Source organism: Nonomuraea ceibae (assembly GCF_019396325.1).
GTDB classification, from domain to species: domain Bacteria; phylum Actinomycetota; class Actinomycetes; order Streptosporangiales; family Streptosporangiaceae; genus Nonomuraea; species Nonomuraea ceibae.
The window spans coordinates 1-15,348 of the sequence record NZ_JAHKRO010000172.1 but is presented as its reverse complement, the minus strand read 5'-3'; the positions used below and the strand labels follow the sequence as shown (position 1 = coordinate 15,348).

The following is a 15,348-nucleotide window of genomic DNA, read 5'->3' as shown; positions in this document are numbered from 1 at the left end:
CCTCATCCAGCGGGCCGGTGGCGAAGAGGCGGCCCGCCGCTTCGCCGGCCAGGTGGACGTGTCCGCCCTCGCTCCGCAGATCACCTGCCCGCTGCTGGTCATCGACGGCGGCCAGGACGTCATCCCCGGCGTGACCAACGGCGAGCCGCTGGCCCGCCTGGCACCGCGCGGGCGCTACGTGTGGCTGCCACATGGCGACCACCTGCTCGGCAACGCCCGTCCCGACTGGCTGGCCACGGCCGCCGACTGGATCTCTGCAGCACTCGCATGACACGCTTCACCGACATGGCCGCCCTGATCACCGGCGGCACGAGCGGCACTGGACTGGCCGCCGCACGCCGCCTTCATCGCCGAAGGCGCCCACGTGATCGTCACCGGCCGCACCCGGCAACGCGTGGACCAGCCCACCGCCGTGCCCGGTCCGTGCGCTCTCGGCGTGGTGGCAGATACAGCCGACCTCAAGGCTCTGACGCCTTCGCACCCTTCGCGACATCACCGAGACCGACTTCGATCACACCGTTGACATGAACTTCAAAGGTGTGTGCCCGTACTTGGGCATCACCACAGTGGTGCCACCCCGCGCCGTCGCGTGATCAGGCCCTTCTGCCGGAGCAGGCCGAGCGCTTCACGGACCGCGTTGCGGGAGGCTCCCAGCTGCCGGCCGAGGGTTCGCTCGTCCGGCAGCGCGCCGCCGAGGCGGTCCTCCGTGATCTGCCGCCGTGCACGTCGGCCACCCGCCGGGCGCGCTCGGCCCGGGGCCGCGACGACCCCCACTCCGCGGCCGGGGCACCGGCCGCCTTCCCGCTGCGGTCCATGCCGGCCACGCTAGCCGCCGCCCGTTACGCCAGTGTTACGCCACCCGTGCCGACCAGCGCGAACGCCTCACCAGCAGGGACCGCGGCATGGGGCCCCTTCCGATGCGGTCAGTCGCTGGGCAGGGCGCGCACGGCGCCCTTGTCGGCAGACTGGGCCAGGGCCGCGTACGCGCGCAAAGCCGCCGAAACGGCCCGCTGGGGGCGGCGTGGCCGATAACCCGACCTCTCCCTGTCGACGCGGCGGGCGGCAAGCTGTGGCTCGGACACCTGAAGGCGCAAGGTGCGGGCCGGGATGTCGATGGTGATCAGGTCGCCGTCGGCGACGAGGGCCAGCGGTCCTCCGGCGGCGGCCTCAGGCGAGATGTGGCCGACGGACAAGCCGGAACTGCCGCCGGAGAAGCGGCCGTCGGTGACGACGGCCACGGAGTGGGCGAGGCCCCGGCCCTGGAGGTAGGCCGTCGGATACAGCATTTCCTGCATGCCCGGACCGCCGCGCGGGCCCTCGTAGCGGATGACCAGCACACTGCCCGGGCGCACCCGCCCGGACAGGATCGCTTCCACCGCCTCGTCCTGGGAGTCGGTGACCACGGCTTCGCCGGTGAACACGCTCATGCCGTCGGGGACGCCGGCGGACTTGACCACCGCCCCGTCCGGAGCCAGGTTGCCCCGCAGCACGGCAAGACCGCCGTCGGCCGCGTAGGCGTGGGCGGTGTCGCGGATGCAGCCCTTCACCGCGTCCAGGTCCAGCGATTCCCAGTGGGCCGACTGGGAGAAGGCGGACGCGGAGCGGACGCCCCCCGGAGCGGCGAGGAAGAGACCGGTCGCCTCGGGGGAGGGCGAGGGGGCGCGGACGTCCCAGCCGGACAGCCATTCGGCGAGCGAGCCGGCGTGGACGGCCCGGACGTCCTCGCGCAGCAGCCCGGCGCGGTGCAGCTCACCCAGCAGGGCGGGGACGCCGCCGGCCCGATGGACGTCCTCCATCAGGTACGCGCTGCTGGGGGCCACCTTGCACAGGCACGGCACCTCGCGCGAACGCGACTCGATGTCGGACAGGCCGTAGTCCAGTTCGGCCTCGTGGGCGGCGGCGAGCAGGTGCAGCACGGTGTTGGTGGAGCCACCCATGGCCAGGTCCAAGGCCATCGCGTTGTCGAACGCCGCCCGGGAGGCGATCGCCCGGGGCAGCACGGTGGCGTCATCCTTGCCGTAGTACCGCTCGACGAGCTCCACGACGGTCCGCCCGGCCCGCTCGTACAGGGCCCTGCGGGCGGTGTGGGTGGCCAGGGTGGTGCCGTTGCCGGGCAGGGCCAGCCCGAGAGCCTCGAGGAGACAGTTCATGGAGTTGGCCGTGAACATCCCGGCGCACGAACCGCAGGTCGGGCAGGCCGCCTCCTCGACGGCCGCCATGTCGGCATCGGAGACGGCGGTGTTGACCGCCTCGGACATGGCGGTGACCAGGGTGAGGCCGGTGCGGACCGTGCCGTCGGACAGCACCGCCCGGCCGCCCTCCATGGGGCCGCCCGAGACGAACACCGTGGGGATGTTCAGCCGCAGCGCGGCCAGCAGCATCCCCGGCGTGATCTTGTCACAATTGGAGACGCAGACCAGGGCGTCCGCGCAGTGCGCCTGCACCATGTACTCGACGGAGTCGGCGATCAACTCCCGGGAGGGCAGCGAGTACAGCATCCCCGCGTGTCCCATGGCGATGCCGTCGTCGATCGCGATGGTGTTGAACTCGCGCGCGATGCCGCCCGCCGCGCCGATGGCCTCACCGATGATTCGGCCTACGGGCTGCAGATGGGTGTGACCGGGGACGAACTCGGTGAAGCTGTTGGCTACCGCGATCACCGGCTTGACGCCGATGTCCGCGCCGGGCACGCCGGAGGCGCGCATCAGGGCGCGCGCCCCGGCCATGTTGCGGCCATGGGTGACGGTACGGGATCTCAACTGGGGCATGGCCCGATCTTCGCGGTGCGCGGGCGTACCGCGAAGACGGCCCGAATGCTAGTAGTCCGGCTACCAGTACCTATCCTGCGTCCATGGGAACGGCAGCGGAGCGGCGCAAGGAACTGGGCGACTTCCTGCGCGCCAGGCGAGCCCGGCTGAACCCGACAGCGGTCGGCCTGCCCCCGGCCGGTCCCCGCCGCCGGGGTGGCCTGCGCCGCGAGGAGGTCTCCACTCTCTCCCAGGTCAGCGCCACCTGGTACACGTGGCTGGAGCAGGGCCGTGACATCCAGCCCTCCCGGCACGTCCTGGACGCCCTGGCCCGCACGCTGCTGCTGACCCCCGCCGAGCATGCCTATGTGCTGTCCCTGGCCGGGTACGCCCCGCTCGCCGAGCCCGGGGGACCAGCGGCCCACACCGCTCCCGGCCACGTGCAGAGGCTGCTCGACGCGCTCGTCGGATTCCCCGCCTACGCCATCGCGCCCGACTGGACGATCACCGGATGGAACGCCGCCTACCTTGACCTGTATCCGAACGTCGCCACCGTCGCCCCGGAGGAGCGCAACCTGCTGTGGCTGGTGTTCACCGATCCCTACGTCCGCGATCTGCTGCCGGACTGGGAGGTGACGAGCCGCCGTTTCGTCGCCGAGTTCCGGGCCGAGGCCGGGCCCCGGCTCGGAGACCTGGCCGGCTCCCCGGCCATCCAGCGCCTGCTGGCGACGAGCGCGGCCTTCCGTACGGCCTGGCAGGACCACCGGATCGAGGGCTTCACCTCCCGTATCCGCGTGTTCGACCACCCGATCCAGGGGGTGCGGCACTTCGAGCACCACCGCCTGGCCCCTGCCGACCACCCCGATCTGCACGTGGTCATCTACACCCCGAGCTGCTGACGCGCCCGCCGGGCCCCGGCGGCGGGCGGTGGACCTGGTCGCACGGTGTTGCCGCCCGTCAGCCGGTGGCGGGTGGGCGCCAGCCGTGGGCCAGGAGGTCGAAGATCGTCTCGACGGCGACCTGGAGGTCGTGGCGGCCACGGACGAGGGCAGGGATGTCCAGCACGTAGCGAGCGAGGGCGGCGCAGGCGAGGTCGTCGTGGCCGGCGCCGAACGCGTCGGCGACGGCCGCGGCGAGGGCTTCGGTGTGCCGGGTCCACATGCGCTCGGCGTAGGCGCGCAGTTCGGGTGTGGACTCCACCAGGTGGGCGAACTCTGCTCGCTGGGGATGGGTCTCGATCCGGATCCAGGTGTCCAGGAAATGCCGGCGGAGGGCGTCGAGAACGCTCTGGCCGGGCGCGCGCTGCGTGACCGCGGCCATGAGTTGTGCCTCACGCTCCTCGTCCTCGTCGAAGACGAGTGCTTCCTTGCCGGTGAAGTGCTTGAACACCGTGGTGGTCGACACGTCGGCGGCATCGGCGATGTCACGGATGCTCACCTGGTCGTAACCCCGTAGGAGAAAAAGCCGCAGGGCCGCGTCGGCGATCGCCTGCCGTGTGGCGGCCTTCTTGCGCTCGCGGCGGCCGGCGGAGGACACAGTCATGGATCAAGCATAGCCCGATGGTGGCATGATGCAAATAATGGACTCAGTTGCTTAGTTGACTCATTGCACTTTTGTACTTAGTCTCCTCAATGCTTGAGTCGCTGACCACCACCGATGAAGGAAACAGCCATGACTTCTCCCGCGCCCCGCAACGCCCGCATCAGCGTCATCGGCGCCGGGCCGGGCGGCCTGACCTGTGCCCGCATCCTGCAGCGACACGGTCTGGCGGTCACCGTCCACGACCGCGACGCCGGCCCGGACGCCCGTGACCAAGGCGGCACCCTGGACCTGCGTGTCGACGACGGCCAGTTCGCGCTGCGCGAGGCCGGCCTCCTGGAGGCGTTCTTCGACCTCGCCCGTCCCGAGGGGCAGGAGATGCGCCAGCTGAACTACGACGGTCGGCTCGTGTTCCACCACGTCCCCGGCGACGGCGAGCTCTGCAAACCGGAGATCGACCGCGGGCGGCTGCGCATCCTCCTGCTGGACTCCCTCCAGCCAGGGACGGTGCAGTGGGGCCGCGCCCTCACCGCGATCAGCGGCCCCGCCGACGGCCCCCGGCTGCTGCACTTCGCCGATGGCGGCACCGTCGAGACGGACCTGGTCATCGGCGCCGACGGCGCCTTCTCCCGGGTCCGGCCCGCCGTGTCACCCGCCGTCCCCCACTACAGCGGAGTGAGCTTCCTGGAGGCGTGGTTCTCCGACGTCGACGAACGCCACCCCGACATCGCCGACCTCGTCGGACCGGGCAGCGCCGCCGCGGCCGACGGGGAGCGCGGCCTGTTCGCCCAGCGCAACGGCGGCAACCGCATCCGCGTCTACATCATCCAGCGCACCCCCGCCGACTGGATCAACCAGAACGGGCTGACCGTCGACGACACCGACGTCATCCGCGCTCTGCTCCTGACGAAGTACGCGCGCTGGTCCCCCGCCCTGCGCCGTCTGATCAGCGACAACGACGGCCCCTACGTCGACCGTCCCATCCACGTACTACCCGCACCCCACACCTGGGCGCACAGCCCGACGGTCACCCTCCTCGGCGACGCCGCCCACCTCATGCCCCCGCTCGGCGTCGGCGTCAACCTCGCCATGCTCGACGCCGCCGAACTCGCCCTCGCGCTCGCCGGCGCCCCCACCGTCGACGACGCCATCCGCGCCTACGAGCACACCATGCTGCCCCGCTCCACCGAGATGGCCCGCCTCCTGGAAGGCGCCGCCGAACACTTGCTGTCCGACGAACTCCCCGACTTCGCCCGCGACGACACCCTCCAGCCCTGACGCCTCACCAGGATGAGGAGGCGGCCGACCATGAGCTCACCCGGCATGGCCGGCTCACCCTCGAGACGGTTGCCGACTTCCGTCACCCTGACATCCCGGCCGGGGTCGGCGGGTGGTTCGACGGCTACATACCGCCCTACACCGGTCGTGGCCGGCCGATCGAGCGCGGCCCCATGGTGCGGAGTACCGAGGAGGGGTTGCTGCTCACCAGCGTGGGCGAGGTCGTCACCCTCTTCCCCGCCCACATGAGCCGGTACTGGGTACGGCCCGACATCGCCTACCTGCCGGTCCGCGACATGGGCGTCCTGCCGTACGCCCTGGTGTGGCGCAGCGAGGCCGAGAACGATCTCATCCGCGCACTCGCGCAGGTCGTCCGTGACCTCGGCCCCAGGAACTGAGCCGCCATGAACGGGGCCGGATCGGTCCCCTGCGTGACGCCGAGGTGCCCGCGTCATCTGCCGTGGACGAAGGTGCTCCCGAGCGCAGCACGGGAGCACCTTCAGGACTAGGCATTCTTGAGCTGCCATCTCTGGTTGTTCCCGCCCCAGCACCGTGACTGGACGATCCGGCCGCCGTTACCGTGTTCGGCCCAGGCCACGTCCAGGCACTTGCCGCTGTGCTTGGCGATGAGCCGGGAGGTGCCGTCGGCGTTCTGCTTGATCCACCACCGTTGGTTGTCGGTGAAGCGGCAGTTCGCCTGAACCACCGGCACCCGGTCCTCGCGGCCCGCGTGGGAGACGTCCAGACACCGCTTGCTGTGCTGAGCGATGAGAACGTAGGCGCCGTCATCGAACCTGCGCGCCTCCCAGATCTGGCTGTCGACCCCCTTCAGGCAGGTCCACTGGTGTGTGGGGGCTCCGTGACCGGTGCGGCCGCCGAGGACGTCCAGGCACTTGCCGCTGTGCTTGGCGACGATCTTGTAGTGTGTGGGCGCAGTGGCCTGGGCGGCAGCTCCGCCGAGGGTGAGGGTGCCGGCCACAGTCATGGTGATGGTGACGGTTCGCAGGAACATGGTCTTTCCTCTCGGGTTGATCAGATCGAACGAGCGGCCAGGCCGAAGCCGAGGGCGATCAGGAGCCAGCCGAGTGCGTTCACCGCGGTGGCGACGTACCCGCCGACCAGCACCACCGGGATCGCGGCCAGCAGCAGGACGCAGGCCCAGCGAGGGATGGCACGGCCGCGCCACAGGGCGACGGCCAGGAGGGCGACGCCCAGGAACATCGCGGGCACGAACAGGGCGGTGCCCACCGTGGGCGCCTGGAACGTTCCCAGCTGGGCCAGTACGCGCTCGGCTGTGGGCACGTCCAGCCCGGCCCGCACCGTCGCGGCGGCGGCGGCGTCGTAGCCGGCGCCCGAGAAGCTCAGGGCGCCGAACCCGGCCAGGGTGAGGATCATGCCCGCGGTGCCCAGCCGCCGCGAGGCGCGGCGGGCCACCAGGCCGACGACGACGGCGCCTGCGGCGGCGGTGAGGGCGAACAGCAGCAGCATCCACATCGCGAGTTGTGCGCGGCCCGGATCGGCGACCAGCTTGGGGATCCAGGCGGCCGGCTCGTCACTCAACTGGTACGGCAGCGCGAGCGCCCAGCCGGCCATCGCGGCGGGGCCGAGGAGCGACACCAGGACGAGCAGGTGCCGCGAGCGTGTACCAGGTACGGCTTGCTCGGTGCTTGTTGTCATGCTGATAACGCTAAATAGGCTGATCAGGCCGCACATCGGGGTTAGCACGGGTTTCGCCGCGCAACCAGGCCAGGGCCGCGCGGACCCGGCGGTTGTGCTCGGCGCTCGGTGGTAGGCCGAGCTTGACGAAGATCGAGGAGAGGTGGGAGTCGACCGTGCGCTCGGAGACGAACAGGCGCGCGGAGATCGCGACGTTGCTCAGCCCCTGCGCGAGCAGCCCGAGGACCTCCCGCTCGCGGGCGCTGAGCGCGGCTGGCCCAGCGCGCGGAGCGCCGCCGAGCCAGTGGGCCACGACGTGCTCGTCGAGCGCGGTGCCGCCGTCCATGACCCGGTGGATCGCCGCCATGAAGTCGTCGATGTCCAGCACGCGGTCCTTCAGCAGGTATCCGAAGCGGGCGGGCCGGTCGGCGGCCAACCGCATGGCGAGCGTCGGCTCCACGACGTGGGAGAGCACCACCACGGCCAGCTCGGGGAAGCGTTCTCGCAGGATCAGGGCAGCCCGGGCGCCCTCATCGGTGAAGGTGGGCGGCATCCGCACGTCGGCGATCACCAGGTCGGGGCGCTCGGAGACCACTGCGGACACCAGGGCGTCGGCATCACCCACCTGCGCCACCACGGTGATGCCGTCCTGCACGAGGATGCGGCAGAGAGCCTGCCGGAGCAGGACGAGATCCTCCGCGATCACCACGCGCACGGCAGGGTCACCTCCAGGAGGGTGCCGTGCGGGCGCCGATCGCTGACGACGAGCCGTCCACCAGCGGTGGACACACGCTCGGACAGCCCGCGTAATCCGCTTCCGGCGCGCATGTCGGCCCCGCCCCCGCCGTCGTCGGCGACCGTCACCACGGCGTACTCGCCCGTCCGGGTGACCTCGACTTGCACCTCGCCGGCGTGCGCGTGTTTGAGCACGTTGGTCACGGCCTCGCACACGACCAGATAGGCGATGGCCTCGGTCTCCGGCGGAAGCCTGGCAGCGGGAGCTGTGACGGTGATCGGTACGGGCATGCGATGCGACAGGTCGATCAACGCCGCGCCTAACCCCTCGCAGGTGAGGATCTCGGGCGCGGTTCCCGAGGCGAGCGTGCGGAGCTCCTCGATGGCCGCCGACAGCCGGTCGACGGCATCGGACAGGACGAGCCGGGCGGCGGCGTCGCCGAGTTCGCGCTGGGCCATCCGCAGCTCCAGCGCCAGAGCGAGCAGCCGTCCCTGGACCCCGTCGTGCAGGTCGCGCTCCAGGCGGCGCCGCTCGACGGCCGCAGCGTGGTCGGCACGCGCCCGTTCGGCGGCGACCCGGCCTTCCTGGTCGCGTACGGCCGCCTCGAGCACGGCCAGTTCGATCAGCATGCCGACTTCGGCGAGCACCCCGTCGAGGTCCAGATCCCCGGTGTGGCGGACGTGTGCGTGAATGCGGCCGTCGGCGTCCGGCACCGATGTTCCCGGACCGGGCTCCGGATGGTGGTTCCCCTCTGCGTCGGCCCACCCTCGTTCCTGCGGCAGCCGCAGCAACAGCCGCGCCCTAGGGTCGAGGTCGGCGAGAACGACCTGTGCCGTACGTGCCGGGGCGGCCCGGCCACCGGCGCCGGCTTCGTGGACGAGCGCGGCGGCACGAGCACGCATCGGGTCCGTGTGCAGCAGCAGTTGCCTGACCACCCGCCGGCGCACGCCGGCCGCCGTCCCGGCCACGCCGAGGGTCCCGATGACGATGGGGAGCAGGGCCCCGCTGCCGAGCCAGGTGCCCAGGACCACGCTGAGCGCCACGACCACGAGCCCGATCAGCGAGCCGACGACGACCGTGACGGTTCGGGCGACTGCCTCGGGGCCGGTGAAGCGCGCGCCGTACAGCCCTGCGGCCGACACCACGAAAGGCACGCCGAAGGCCAGGGCCTGCCCGGTCTCGCCGATGGCGGGTGACATCACGTCCAGGGCGAGGGCGAGCAGCGCCGACAGCGCGGCGAAGAGCACGGTGCCGATGGGCACCAGAGAGATCACTGCGATCATCAGTGTCCGGTGCCGCCCGGCTCCACGCGTCCGGGCCAGTGCCCGCCACGCGGCGATCGGACCTGCGAGCACCGACGCCATCCATGGCAGAGCGGCGATCCAGATCGCCGACTCCAGCGCTGGTGCGTGCAGCACCGGTTCGAGGCCGGAGAAGGCCGCATCCGGCAGGAGCAGGACGGAGGCCAGGGTGAAGGCCGCGGCGTAGCAGATCAGGAGGGTCGCCGACCGCCCGACAGCGGCCAGGAAACACGCCTGGAGCAGGGCGATCGCCAGGATGTATCCTGCCCCAGCCGCGCCGACCAGGGATCTGGCCAGTAGGTCCCGGTGCCCGAGCACGCCCGCGTACCAGCTTGCCGCGGCGATCGTGGCAAGGTAGGCGAACAGCGCCGCTGCCGTCAGGTTGAGCCATCGCGCGACGGATCGATCCGTCAGCGAGATGCCGACACCCGCGGTGGTGAGCACGGCGGCCGTCAGGGTCATGACGAAGACGGGAGCGTCGCCGCCGTAGCGGAACCCGGCGAAGTAGGCGCTGACCGCCGCCGCCGCGGTCGTCAGGACGACGATGGCACCGGCCGACCGCAACGCGACCGAACCCTTCATCTGCACATGGTCGCAGGTGTGTCTCGGCGTGGGAACCGTGCTAGCACCGATGCGGGCCCGAGCCCGTGAGCTTCCGCGTAGGTCAGCCGTGCGATCGCGACCGAGAAACTTCGGCGAGACGGGCCGGGGATGTCGCTCCACAGTCGCCGGCGGGCGCGTGACGACTGTTTCCACCTGGGTCAACCCGTCCGTAGACCGGGCGGTGACCACCGTCGTCGGCCGGGTGATCGACTGCGACCCTGTCTGTTGCCCGTCGCGATCCGCCGGGCCGGCTCCGACGAGTGCCAGGTGCACAGCGTCAAGGGCGAGGGCAATGGCGCCTCGCACATCCGCACATTCCTCTGTCCTTGAGCCCGGAAGGGAATCCAGTGACAACCATCTCCGGTGGCATGATCGCCGAGCTGTTCTCCGGCGCGATCCGCCTGACCCTGAACGGGAGAAGGTCAGGCCGCGTGGCATGCAGACGCGTGAAGGGCTGGACGTACGGCTGCTCCTGGAACGGCCTCGCGCCCGTCTGCTCTACGCTCCTCCGGCACATGTCCTGAACGCCGCGTTCGCGGTCGCCGAAACCATCTGGATCCTGTCCAGGTTAGACGCATCCTGGATCTACGACTTCTATGGTCAGCGACGGCAGTAGGCCGAGGACGACGGCATACTGCGTGGGGCGTATGGGCCTCGGTGCGTGATTGGGACGGCCAGGGCGACGCCCGCAATCGCCTGGCGACCTTGCAACGGATGCTGCTGTCGCACCGGCTCCGGAGGCACGGCCTGGACGACACTGAGCGCGTGCGCCTGGTCTGCGCGACGGCCATCACCGAGCGGCGATGAACGTGGCTGCTACGGGGACCGGCGAAAGGGTGTGGCCTGCGGTGCCGCTCGGCCTCGCAGGGCGAGCCGCCACCGCTCTACCACGCGCCTTCGCACGTGTTGACCAGCGTCAAGTCGGCACGCCGCCTGGCATGCTGTCCACCTTCTCGGGCAGGGGACAACCAGGTTCGCCCCGGCGAAAGGCAGGCTGCGACATGATTCCCGGATTTCGGATGCAGTGACCGATCACCACTGACCTCACGGCCCTGCGCCAACGGGTCCACGCCTTCGGTGCCAGGGCCGGCCTTTCCGGGCAGCGGCTGCATGACCTGGTGATCGCCGCCCACGAGGCCGCCACCAATGTGCTGCGCCACGGCGGCGGCCGCGGCACTCTCATCGCCTGGCTCGACGCCGACGGGGTGAGCCTGGACGTCGTCGATACCGCCGACACCCTGACCGAGAGCCACCTGCACACCCAGCCGGACCTCGACCGAGGCGGCGGCGCCGGACTGCTGCTGGTCCGCACCTTGTGTGACGAAGTCCGACTGGAACACGAAGCGGGCAGGGCTCACCTGCATCTGCGTATGCACACGCGTCCATGGCAGGCGGCGTAGCGGCAGTATGTCGGGCGGCAGTATGTGAGATTCTGGTAAGAACCGCGTCGCACGGCCCAAATGACGGTGTGTATCCGGGAGCTCCCGGGCGGCTTGACTTAAACGACCGGTCGGTGGTCTCCCGCTGGCCACACGACCGCGGATGTGATCGGCAATGGTTCGTGGATATCCCAGTACTTTGGGTGCGTTGTGCTGACGACGCCGAGCGGCACCGGGCACGCGCGATTTACGGCCCTGTGGCTGACTGCCGTTCCTCGTCGTACGACGTCGGCGGGCCGCCAGCCAGTCCATGCCTGCGTGCAGAGCATGGAAGTCTTTGGGCGGGTTCCCTTCATGCGGGGGGAGACGTTCTCTGGGCAGTCGCACACCGTGACCTGCGGCGATGTCGTCCGGTTTGGCTGTATGACGCGGTTCTACGGGCGGGCTTATGCCGGCGAGCACAACCGGGACGCTGGAGAGCACAAGCGCCATAGCCGGGCAGCGGTTCTGCTCCTGTGGCGGCGAAAGCTGCCGACGATCCGTCATGTGTTGATCACGACGGCAGTCGTGTTACGAGCAGCGCGCCATGTCCTTCCGCGCCTGTCTCATGCTGCGATTGAGCGATAAGGGCGGCTTCTGCCTGAATTCTGGTCCTGAGCAGGGTGCCGGGCTGTGGCGGACCAACACCCGCGCCACAGGCGGGGTGAGACGAGGGGGTTTGCGGCGGTCGGCGGGGTTGGGGGTGTAGGCGGTGTCGAAGACGTCGGCTATCCAGGGGGCGACTATCGCCATGCCGGTCTTGGCGGTCTTGTCCTTGCCGCGGGTCCGCGCAGTGATCAACCTGACACGCTCGGGCATGCCGGGCCAGTGGCGGATGCTTGGGCGTTCGACCGCGAATAAGACAGACATGTCAACTCACCGAAGAACACAGCCCGCCTGTGAAGATTGAAATCCACTACACAGCGCTGGACTCCTGGGGCGCTGGGTGGGCGCCGGTGCGCGTCGGCAGCCGGGAGGGAACTGCCCGGCCCCGGCCGATGGCCGCTGGGCGTGGGGCGGGCAGTTCGGCGGGCTCCCCTCACAGCGTGTGGCCCACCGCCGCCATTATCCAAGGCGATCGAGTGATTACGCAACGCGTTCGGCCGCTAGATGCGGGCTTGTCAGTGGAGGGTCGACGTCAAACCGTCGTTGAGCGGGCTGAGCGGCGCGAACGAGTCGTTCCACGAGGCTGGCAAGGCGAACAGGCCGGCCGTGACGAGCGCAGTACGGCGTGCAGCAGGATGCGGGAGAACGCCCGCCTCCTGCAGTTCGCCCGGGATCGCCTCGAGCGCGTTGCGCATCATGAACAGCGTGAACGGCAGCTGGAACATGACGAATACCGGCGACAGCTCGACCAGCGAGTTGCAGCCCGAGGTGGCCGAGCAGCACATACAGCGCGATGAGGATGATCGCGTACGGCACCATGAGGCTCGCCAGCGTGGCCAGGAACAGGGGGTTCTTACCCGGGCGTCGAAGCGGGCGAAGGCGTAACCGCCGAGCGCCGACATGACGAGCGTGCCGCCGACGGTCAGCGCGGAGACGAGCATGCTGTTGGTGGCGTACGTACCGACGCCCTCGCCGTAGCTCGCTATCTCCAGGTAGTTGAACGGGTCCTCCATCGAGGCGTCGCCCTCTTCGTCTGCGGGAACAGGAACAGCACCGCCAACGCGCCGAGCTGGGCCGGCAGCATGCCCTTGGAGGGGCGGCGAAGGCGATGCGTCTTGCTTGTGACGGCCCGGCGACGGGCTCGCCGCCCTTGCTGAAGCTGGCGACCCAGGTTGGAAGGGCCTCCCTGCCGCATGTACTTACCCCAGCACGCGGGGATCGCCGCCCACTTCCACGCCGGTATACAAGATACACCTTTCGGGTATACGTTGTAGACATGAGAGAGATGAAGACGGCGGACCGGGTCGCCGAGGCGGCCCGGTCCATCCTCGTGACCGAGGGTGTCGAGGCCGTCACCATGCGACGCGTCGCGGATTCGGTCGGCATCACAGCCATGGCGATCTACAAGCACTACCCGAACCGTGAGGCGCTCCTGACCGAGGTAGCTGATCGCACCTTCCGCGAACTCGGCGAAGACTGGGGAGCACGCGTCAGCGAAGGCGACTGGGAAACCCGCGCCCTGGGCCTCTTGGCCGACCTGCTGGACTTCGCCCTGGGCAGCCCGCACCTCTACCGCTTCCTCATGACCGATCGGCGCGAACAAGCACGACGGTTCCCCGACGACTTCACTAGAGGCGGCTCGCCCGCCTTCACCAAGATCGTCTCAATGGTTGAGGAAGGCATGCGCACCGGGCTGCTGCGGCAAGACGATCCGCTCGAAGTGGCGATGACGCTGTCGGCCGCCGGCCAGGGCCTCATCCAGCTCTATCTCGGCGGACGCATCGGCCTGGACGAGGAAGCGTTCCGCGCCCTGTGCACCCGCACCGCGAGGAGAATATTCGATGGCCTCCGAGCGTGAGCCCCGCCGCTGGCGGCGGCGGGCCTGGATCGCGCTCGCCGCGACCCTGGCCGTCCTCACTGGCGCCCTGGGATACGGTGCCTGGTTCGGCAGCGACCAGGCGATCAAGGTACAGCGCTGGGGGCCCGGCGACACCACGGTGCTGGCCGCCCGCGACGGCACCGTCACTCTGACGGACACCCCGGGCGCTCGCCAGCCTGGTATCCGCTGGCTGGAATGGGGCGGCGCCCACACCATGCTCGGCGACGTGGTGTCACGGGCCCCGGCCGGGTGACCCGCACGATACTCGGCGGCGCCACCCCGTCCATCGGCACCTCCGGCAGCGTCAACGTCTCCCCGCCCGGCGACCCCGACATCGCCTGGGGCCTGCGCTACTCCGAAATCATGATCCCGACGGAACTCGGTCCCGCCCCCGCCTGGCACGTCCCCGGCGACGACACCACATGGTTCATCGCTATTCACGGGCAGAACGCCAGACGCAAGGCGACGCAGAAGATCCTTCCCGTCGTCCACCGGCTCGGCATGCCGTTCCTCGCCATCACCTACCGCAACGACGAAGGCGCCCCCGCCTCACCGGACGGGCTCATCCACCTGGGCGACACCGAATGGCGCGACCTCGAGGCGGCCGTCCGCACCGCCCGGGACATGGGAGCACGCCGCGTCGTTCTCTACGGCACCTCCATGGGCGGTCTCGTCACCGGCCAGTTCCTGGCGAGATCACCCCTGGCGGATCTGGTCTCCGGCGTCATCATGGACGCATCCCCGTACGACCTGGAACGCGTCAGCGCGTGGAACGCCGGCCGGTTCGGCATGCCCGCCTTCGCCGGTTGGCTCTCCAGCCGCGTCGTGGAATGGCGCATCGGCATCGATCAGGACGACCTCCACCTGATCCACCATCCGCCCGCGGTCAAACCCCCTCTGCTCCTGTTCCACACCGACGCCGACACCCAGGTCCCGGTGCAGATCTCACGCGACCTCGCCGCCGCCGGCCCTCGCCTGAACTGGGACATCCAGTACGAGGAATTCCCCGGCGGGGACCACACCGAGGCGTGGAACGTGGACCGGCAGCGCTATGACCGGCTCGTAGGCGACTTTCTGACCCCGCTCGCCGAGCCCCGAACCCGGGATGACTAAGACGATGCTTCGACACCTCGACCTCGTTCACGACACCGTCGGCGGCCACCCGACGCGACTCAGCGAGCCGACATGAATAACGGGTTTGCCGTGCCCAGCTGCCTGTCAACGACACCACCAGCGCGGCCAACCGCGAACGCTACCTGCCTTCGACCAGCGCCGCGGCGACGACGACCTGCCCGTCACCGACCGCGGCTTCCTCGACAGACCCGGCGACGCCTCCACCGACCTGATCGACCTCGGCGCTCGCTATTATGCCCCCGCCATCGCCAGCTGCATCCCCAACGACTCCGGATCTGACCTCCCTACCCCGCATGAGCTAACCGCAACAGCTAGGCCGTGTTTCAAAGGATCGTGAGCCAGTCGTTGATGGCAGCGATGTGGACGGTGGCTGCGTAGCGGACGGCGAGCTTGTCGTACCGGGTGGCGATGCCGCGATGGCGTTTGAGCCGGTTGATGCCGCACTCGACGG

At 70.0% G+C, this 15,348-nt stretch carries 16 protein-coding genes; 8 read left to right on the top strand and 8 right to left on the bottom strand.

Features of this window, described 5'->3' with window-relative positions; translation table 11 throughout:
- Positions 1-271, top strand: a 271-nt coding sequence (locus tag KME80_RS46935) for an alpha/beta fold hydrolase (protein ID WP_372455454.1), incomplete at its 5' end; no start/stop codon positions are given.
- A 287-nt stretch (positions 272-558) separates the two neighbouring features.
- Here KME80_RS46935 and KME80_RS53495 read toward each other — a convergent pair.
- Together KME80_RS53495 and ilvD are read right to left on the bottom strand one after the other, a co-directional pair.
- Positions 559-774 carry a GntR family transcriptional regulator gene (locus KME80_RS53495; protein WP_219518506.1) on the bottom strand — a complete coding sequence of 72 codons (216 nt, stop codon included), beginning with the start codon at positions 772-774 and terminating at the stop codon, positions 559-561.
- A 149-nt stretch (positions 775-923) separates the two neighbouring features.
- A complete protein-coding gene (ilvD, locus tag KME80_RS46925; protein ID WP_219518504.1) occupies positions 924-2,768 on the bottom strand; it encodes a dihydroxy-acid dehydratase in 1,845 nt (614 codons plus the stop codon).
- A gap of 83 nt (positions 2,769-2,851) precedes the next feature.
- Here ilvD and KME80_RS46920 point away from each other — a divergent pair, with 83 nt between their 5' ends.
- Complete coding sequence (locus KME80_RS46920; RefSeq protein ID WP_219518501.1) at positions 2,852-3,646, top strand: helix-turn-helix transcriptional regulator; 795 nt, start codon at positions 2,852-2,854, stop codon at positions 3,644-3,646.
- A gap of 58 nt (positions 3,647-3,704) precedes the next feature.
- On the opposite strand, the gene KME80_RS46915 is transcribed toward KME80_RS46920, so the two are convergent.
- The gene (locus KME80_RS46915) at positions 3,705-4,289 is read right to left on the bottom strand and encodes a TetR/AcrR family transcriptional regulator (protein ID WP_219518497.1); all 585 of its coding nucleotides are present in this window, start codon (positions 4,287-4,289) and stop codon (positions 3,705-3,707) included.
- A gap of 129 nt (positions 4,290-4,418) precedes the next feature.
- Between KME80_RS46915 and KME80_RS46910 the strand changes: the two genes are divergently transcribed.
- Together KME80_RS46910 and KME80_RS46905 are read left to right on the top strand one after the other, a co-directional pair.
- A complete protein-coding gene (locus KME80_RS46910) occupies positions 4,419-5,564 on the top strand; it encodes an FAD-dependent oxidoreductase (protein ID WP_219518494.1) in 1,146 nt (381 codons plus the stop codon).
- Positions 5,565-5,737: 173 nt separating this feature from the next.
- Positions 5,738-5,962 (top strand): type 2 periplasmic-binding domain-containing protein, encoded by a 225-nt coding sequence (locus KME80_RS46905; RefSeq protein WP_219518490.1) that lies wholly within the window; start codon positions 5,738-5,740, stop codon positions 5,960-5,962.
- Positions 5,963-6,069: 107 nt separating this feature from the next.
- On the opposite strand, the gene KME80_RS46900 is transcribed toward KME80_RS46905, so the two are convergent.
- From KME80_RS46900 to KME80_RS46885, 4 genes are read right to left on the bottom strand one after another with little or no spacing between them, the layout of a single operon-like run.
- A complete protein-coding gene (locus KME80_RS46900) occupies positions 6,070-6,576 on the bottom strand; it encodes an RICIN domain-containing protein (RefSeq protein WP_219518488.1) in 507 nt (168 codons plus the stop codon).
- Positions 6,577-6,596: 20 nt separating this feature from the next.
- Positions 6,597-7,241 carry a hypothetical protein gene (locus KME80_RS46895; protein WP_219518485.1) on the bottom strand — a complete coding sequence of 215 codons (645 nt, stop codon included), beginning with the start codon at positions 7,239-7,241 and terminating at the stop codon, positions 6,597-6,599.
- A 10-nt stretch (positions 7,242-7,251) separates the two neighbouring features.
- Positions 7,252-7,935: a response regulator transcription factor gene (locus tag KME80_RS46890; RefSeq protein ID WP_219518482.1), complete on the bottom strand. Its 684-nt coding sequence runs from the start codon at positions 7,933-7,935 to the stop codon at positions 7,252-7,254.
- Entirely contained in the window at positions 7,923-9,839 is a 1,917-nt protein-coding gene (locus KME80_RS46885) for a sensor histidine kinase (RefSeq protein ID WP_219518479.1), read from the bottom strand. Before KME80_RS46885 ends, KME80_RS46890 begins: the two co-directional genes overlap by 13 nt.
- A gap of 1,052 nt (positions 9,840-10,891) precedes the next feature.
- Here KME80_RS46885 and KME80_RS46880 point away from each other — a divergent pair.
- On the top strand, positions 10,892-11,260 hold the full coding sequence (locus KME80_RS46880; protein ID WP_219518509.1) for an ATP-binding protein: 369 nt from the start codon (positions 10,892-10,894) through the stop codon (positions 11,258-11,260).
- 1,139 nt (positions 11,261-12,399) lie between these two features.
- Here KME80_RS46880 and KME80_RS46875 read toward each other — a convergent pair.
- Entirely contained in the window at positions 12,400-12,897 is a 498-nt protein-coding gene (locus KME80_RS46875) for an ABC transporter permease family protein (protein ID WP_219518478.1), read from the bottom strand.
- Positions 12,898-13,160: 263 nt separating this feature from the next.
- Here KME80_RS46875 and KME80_RS46870 point away from each other — a divergent pair, with 263 nt between their 5' ends.
- The 3 genes from KME80_RS46870 to KME80_RS51365 are packed head-to-tail and all read left to right on the top strand — an operon-like array spanning position 13,161 to position 14,876.
- On the top strand, positions 13,161-13,742 hold the full coding sequence (locus KME80_RS46870; protein ID WP_219518475.1) for a TetR/AcrR family transcriptional regulator: 582 nt from the start codon (positions 13,161-13,163) through the stop codon (positions 13,740-13,742).
- Positions 13,726-14,016: a DUF8805 domain-containing protein gene (locus tag KME80_RS46865; RefSeq protein WP_219518473.1), complete on the top strand. Its 291-nt coding sequence runs from the start codon at positions 13,726-13,728 to the stop codon at positions 14,014-14,016. The genes KME80_RS46870 and KME80_RS46865 overlap by 17 nt, the downstream gene beginning before the upstream one ends.
- Complete coding sequence (locus KME80_RS51365) at positions 14,013-14,876, top strand: alpha/beta hydrolase family protein (protein WP_219518471.1); 864 nt, start codon at positions 14,013-14,015, stop codon at positions 14,874-14,876. Before KME80_RS46865 ends, KME80_RS51365 begins: the two co-directional genes overlap by 4 nt.
- Positions 14,877-15,348 lie beyond the last annotated feature (472 nt).

What these genes read in the sequence shown, in the direction of transcription:
- ilvD (WP_219518504.1), bottom strand. Translation starts at nt 2,768, where the DNA reads ATGCCCCAGTTGAGATCCCGTACCGTCACCCATGGCCGCAACATGGCC.
- KME80_RS46920 (WP_219518501.1), top strand. Translation starts at nt 2,852, where the DNA reads ATGGGAACGGCAGCGGAGCGGCGCAAGGAACTGGGCGACTTCCTGCGC.
- KME80_RS46915 (WP_219518497.1), bottom strand. Translation starts at nt 4,289, where the DNA reads ATGACTGTGTCCTCCGCCGGCCGCCGCGAGCGCAAGAAGGCCGCCACA.
- KME80_RS46910 (WP_219518494.1), top strand. Translation starts at nt 4,419, where the DNA reads ATGACTTCTCCCGCGCCCCGCAACGCCCGCATCAGCGTCATCGGCGCC.
- KME80_RS46905 (WP_219518490.1), top strand. Translation starts at nt 5,738, where the DNA reads ATGGTGCGGAGTACCGAGGAGGGGTTGCTGCTCACCAGCGTGGGCGAG.
- KME80_RS46900 (WP_219518488.1), bottom strand. Translation starts at nt 6,576, where the DNA reads ATGTTCCTGCGAACCGTCACCATCACCATGACTGTGGCCGGCACCCTC.
- KME80_RS46895 (WP_219518485.1), bottom strand. Translation starts at nt 7,241, where the DNA reads ATGACAACAAGCACCGAGCAAGCCGTACCTGGTACACGCTCGCGGCAC.
- KME80_RS46885 (WP_219518479.1), bottom strand. Translation starts at nt 9,839, where the DNA reads ATGAAGGGTTCGGTCGCGTTGCGGTCGGCCGGTGCCATCGTCGTCCTG.
- KME80_RS46875 (WP_219518478.1), bottom strand. Translation starts at nt 12,897, where the DNA reads ATGGAGGACCCGTTCAACTACCTGGAGATAGCGAGCTACGGCGAGGGC.
- KME80_RS46870 (WP_219518475.1), top strand. Translation starts at nt 13,161, where the DNA reads ATGAGAGAGATGAAGACGGCGGACCGGGTCGCCGAGGCGGCCCGGTCC.
- KME80_RS46865 (WP_219518473.1), top strand. Translation starts at nt 13,726, where the DNA reads ATGGCCTCCGAGCGTGAGCCCCGCCGCTGGCGGCGGCGGGCCTGGATC.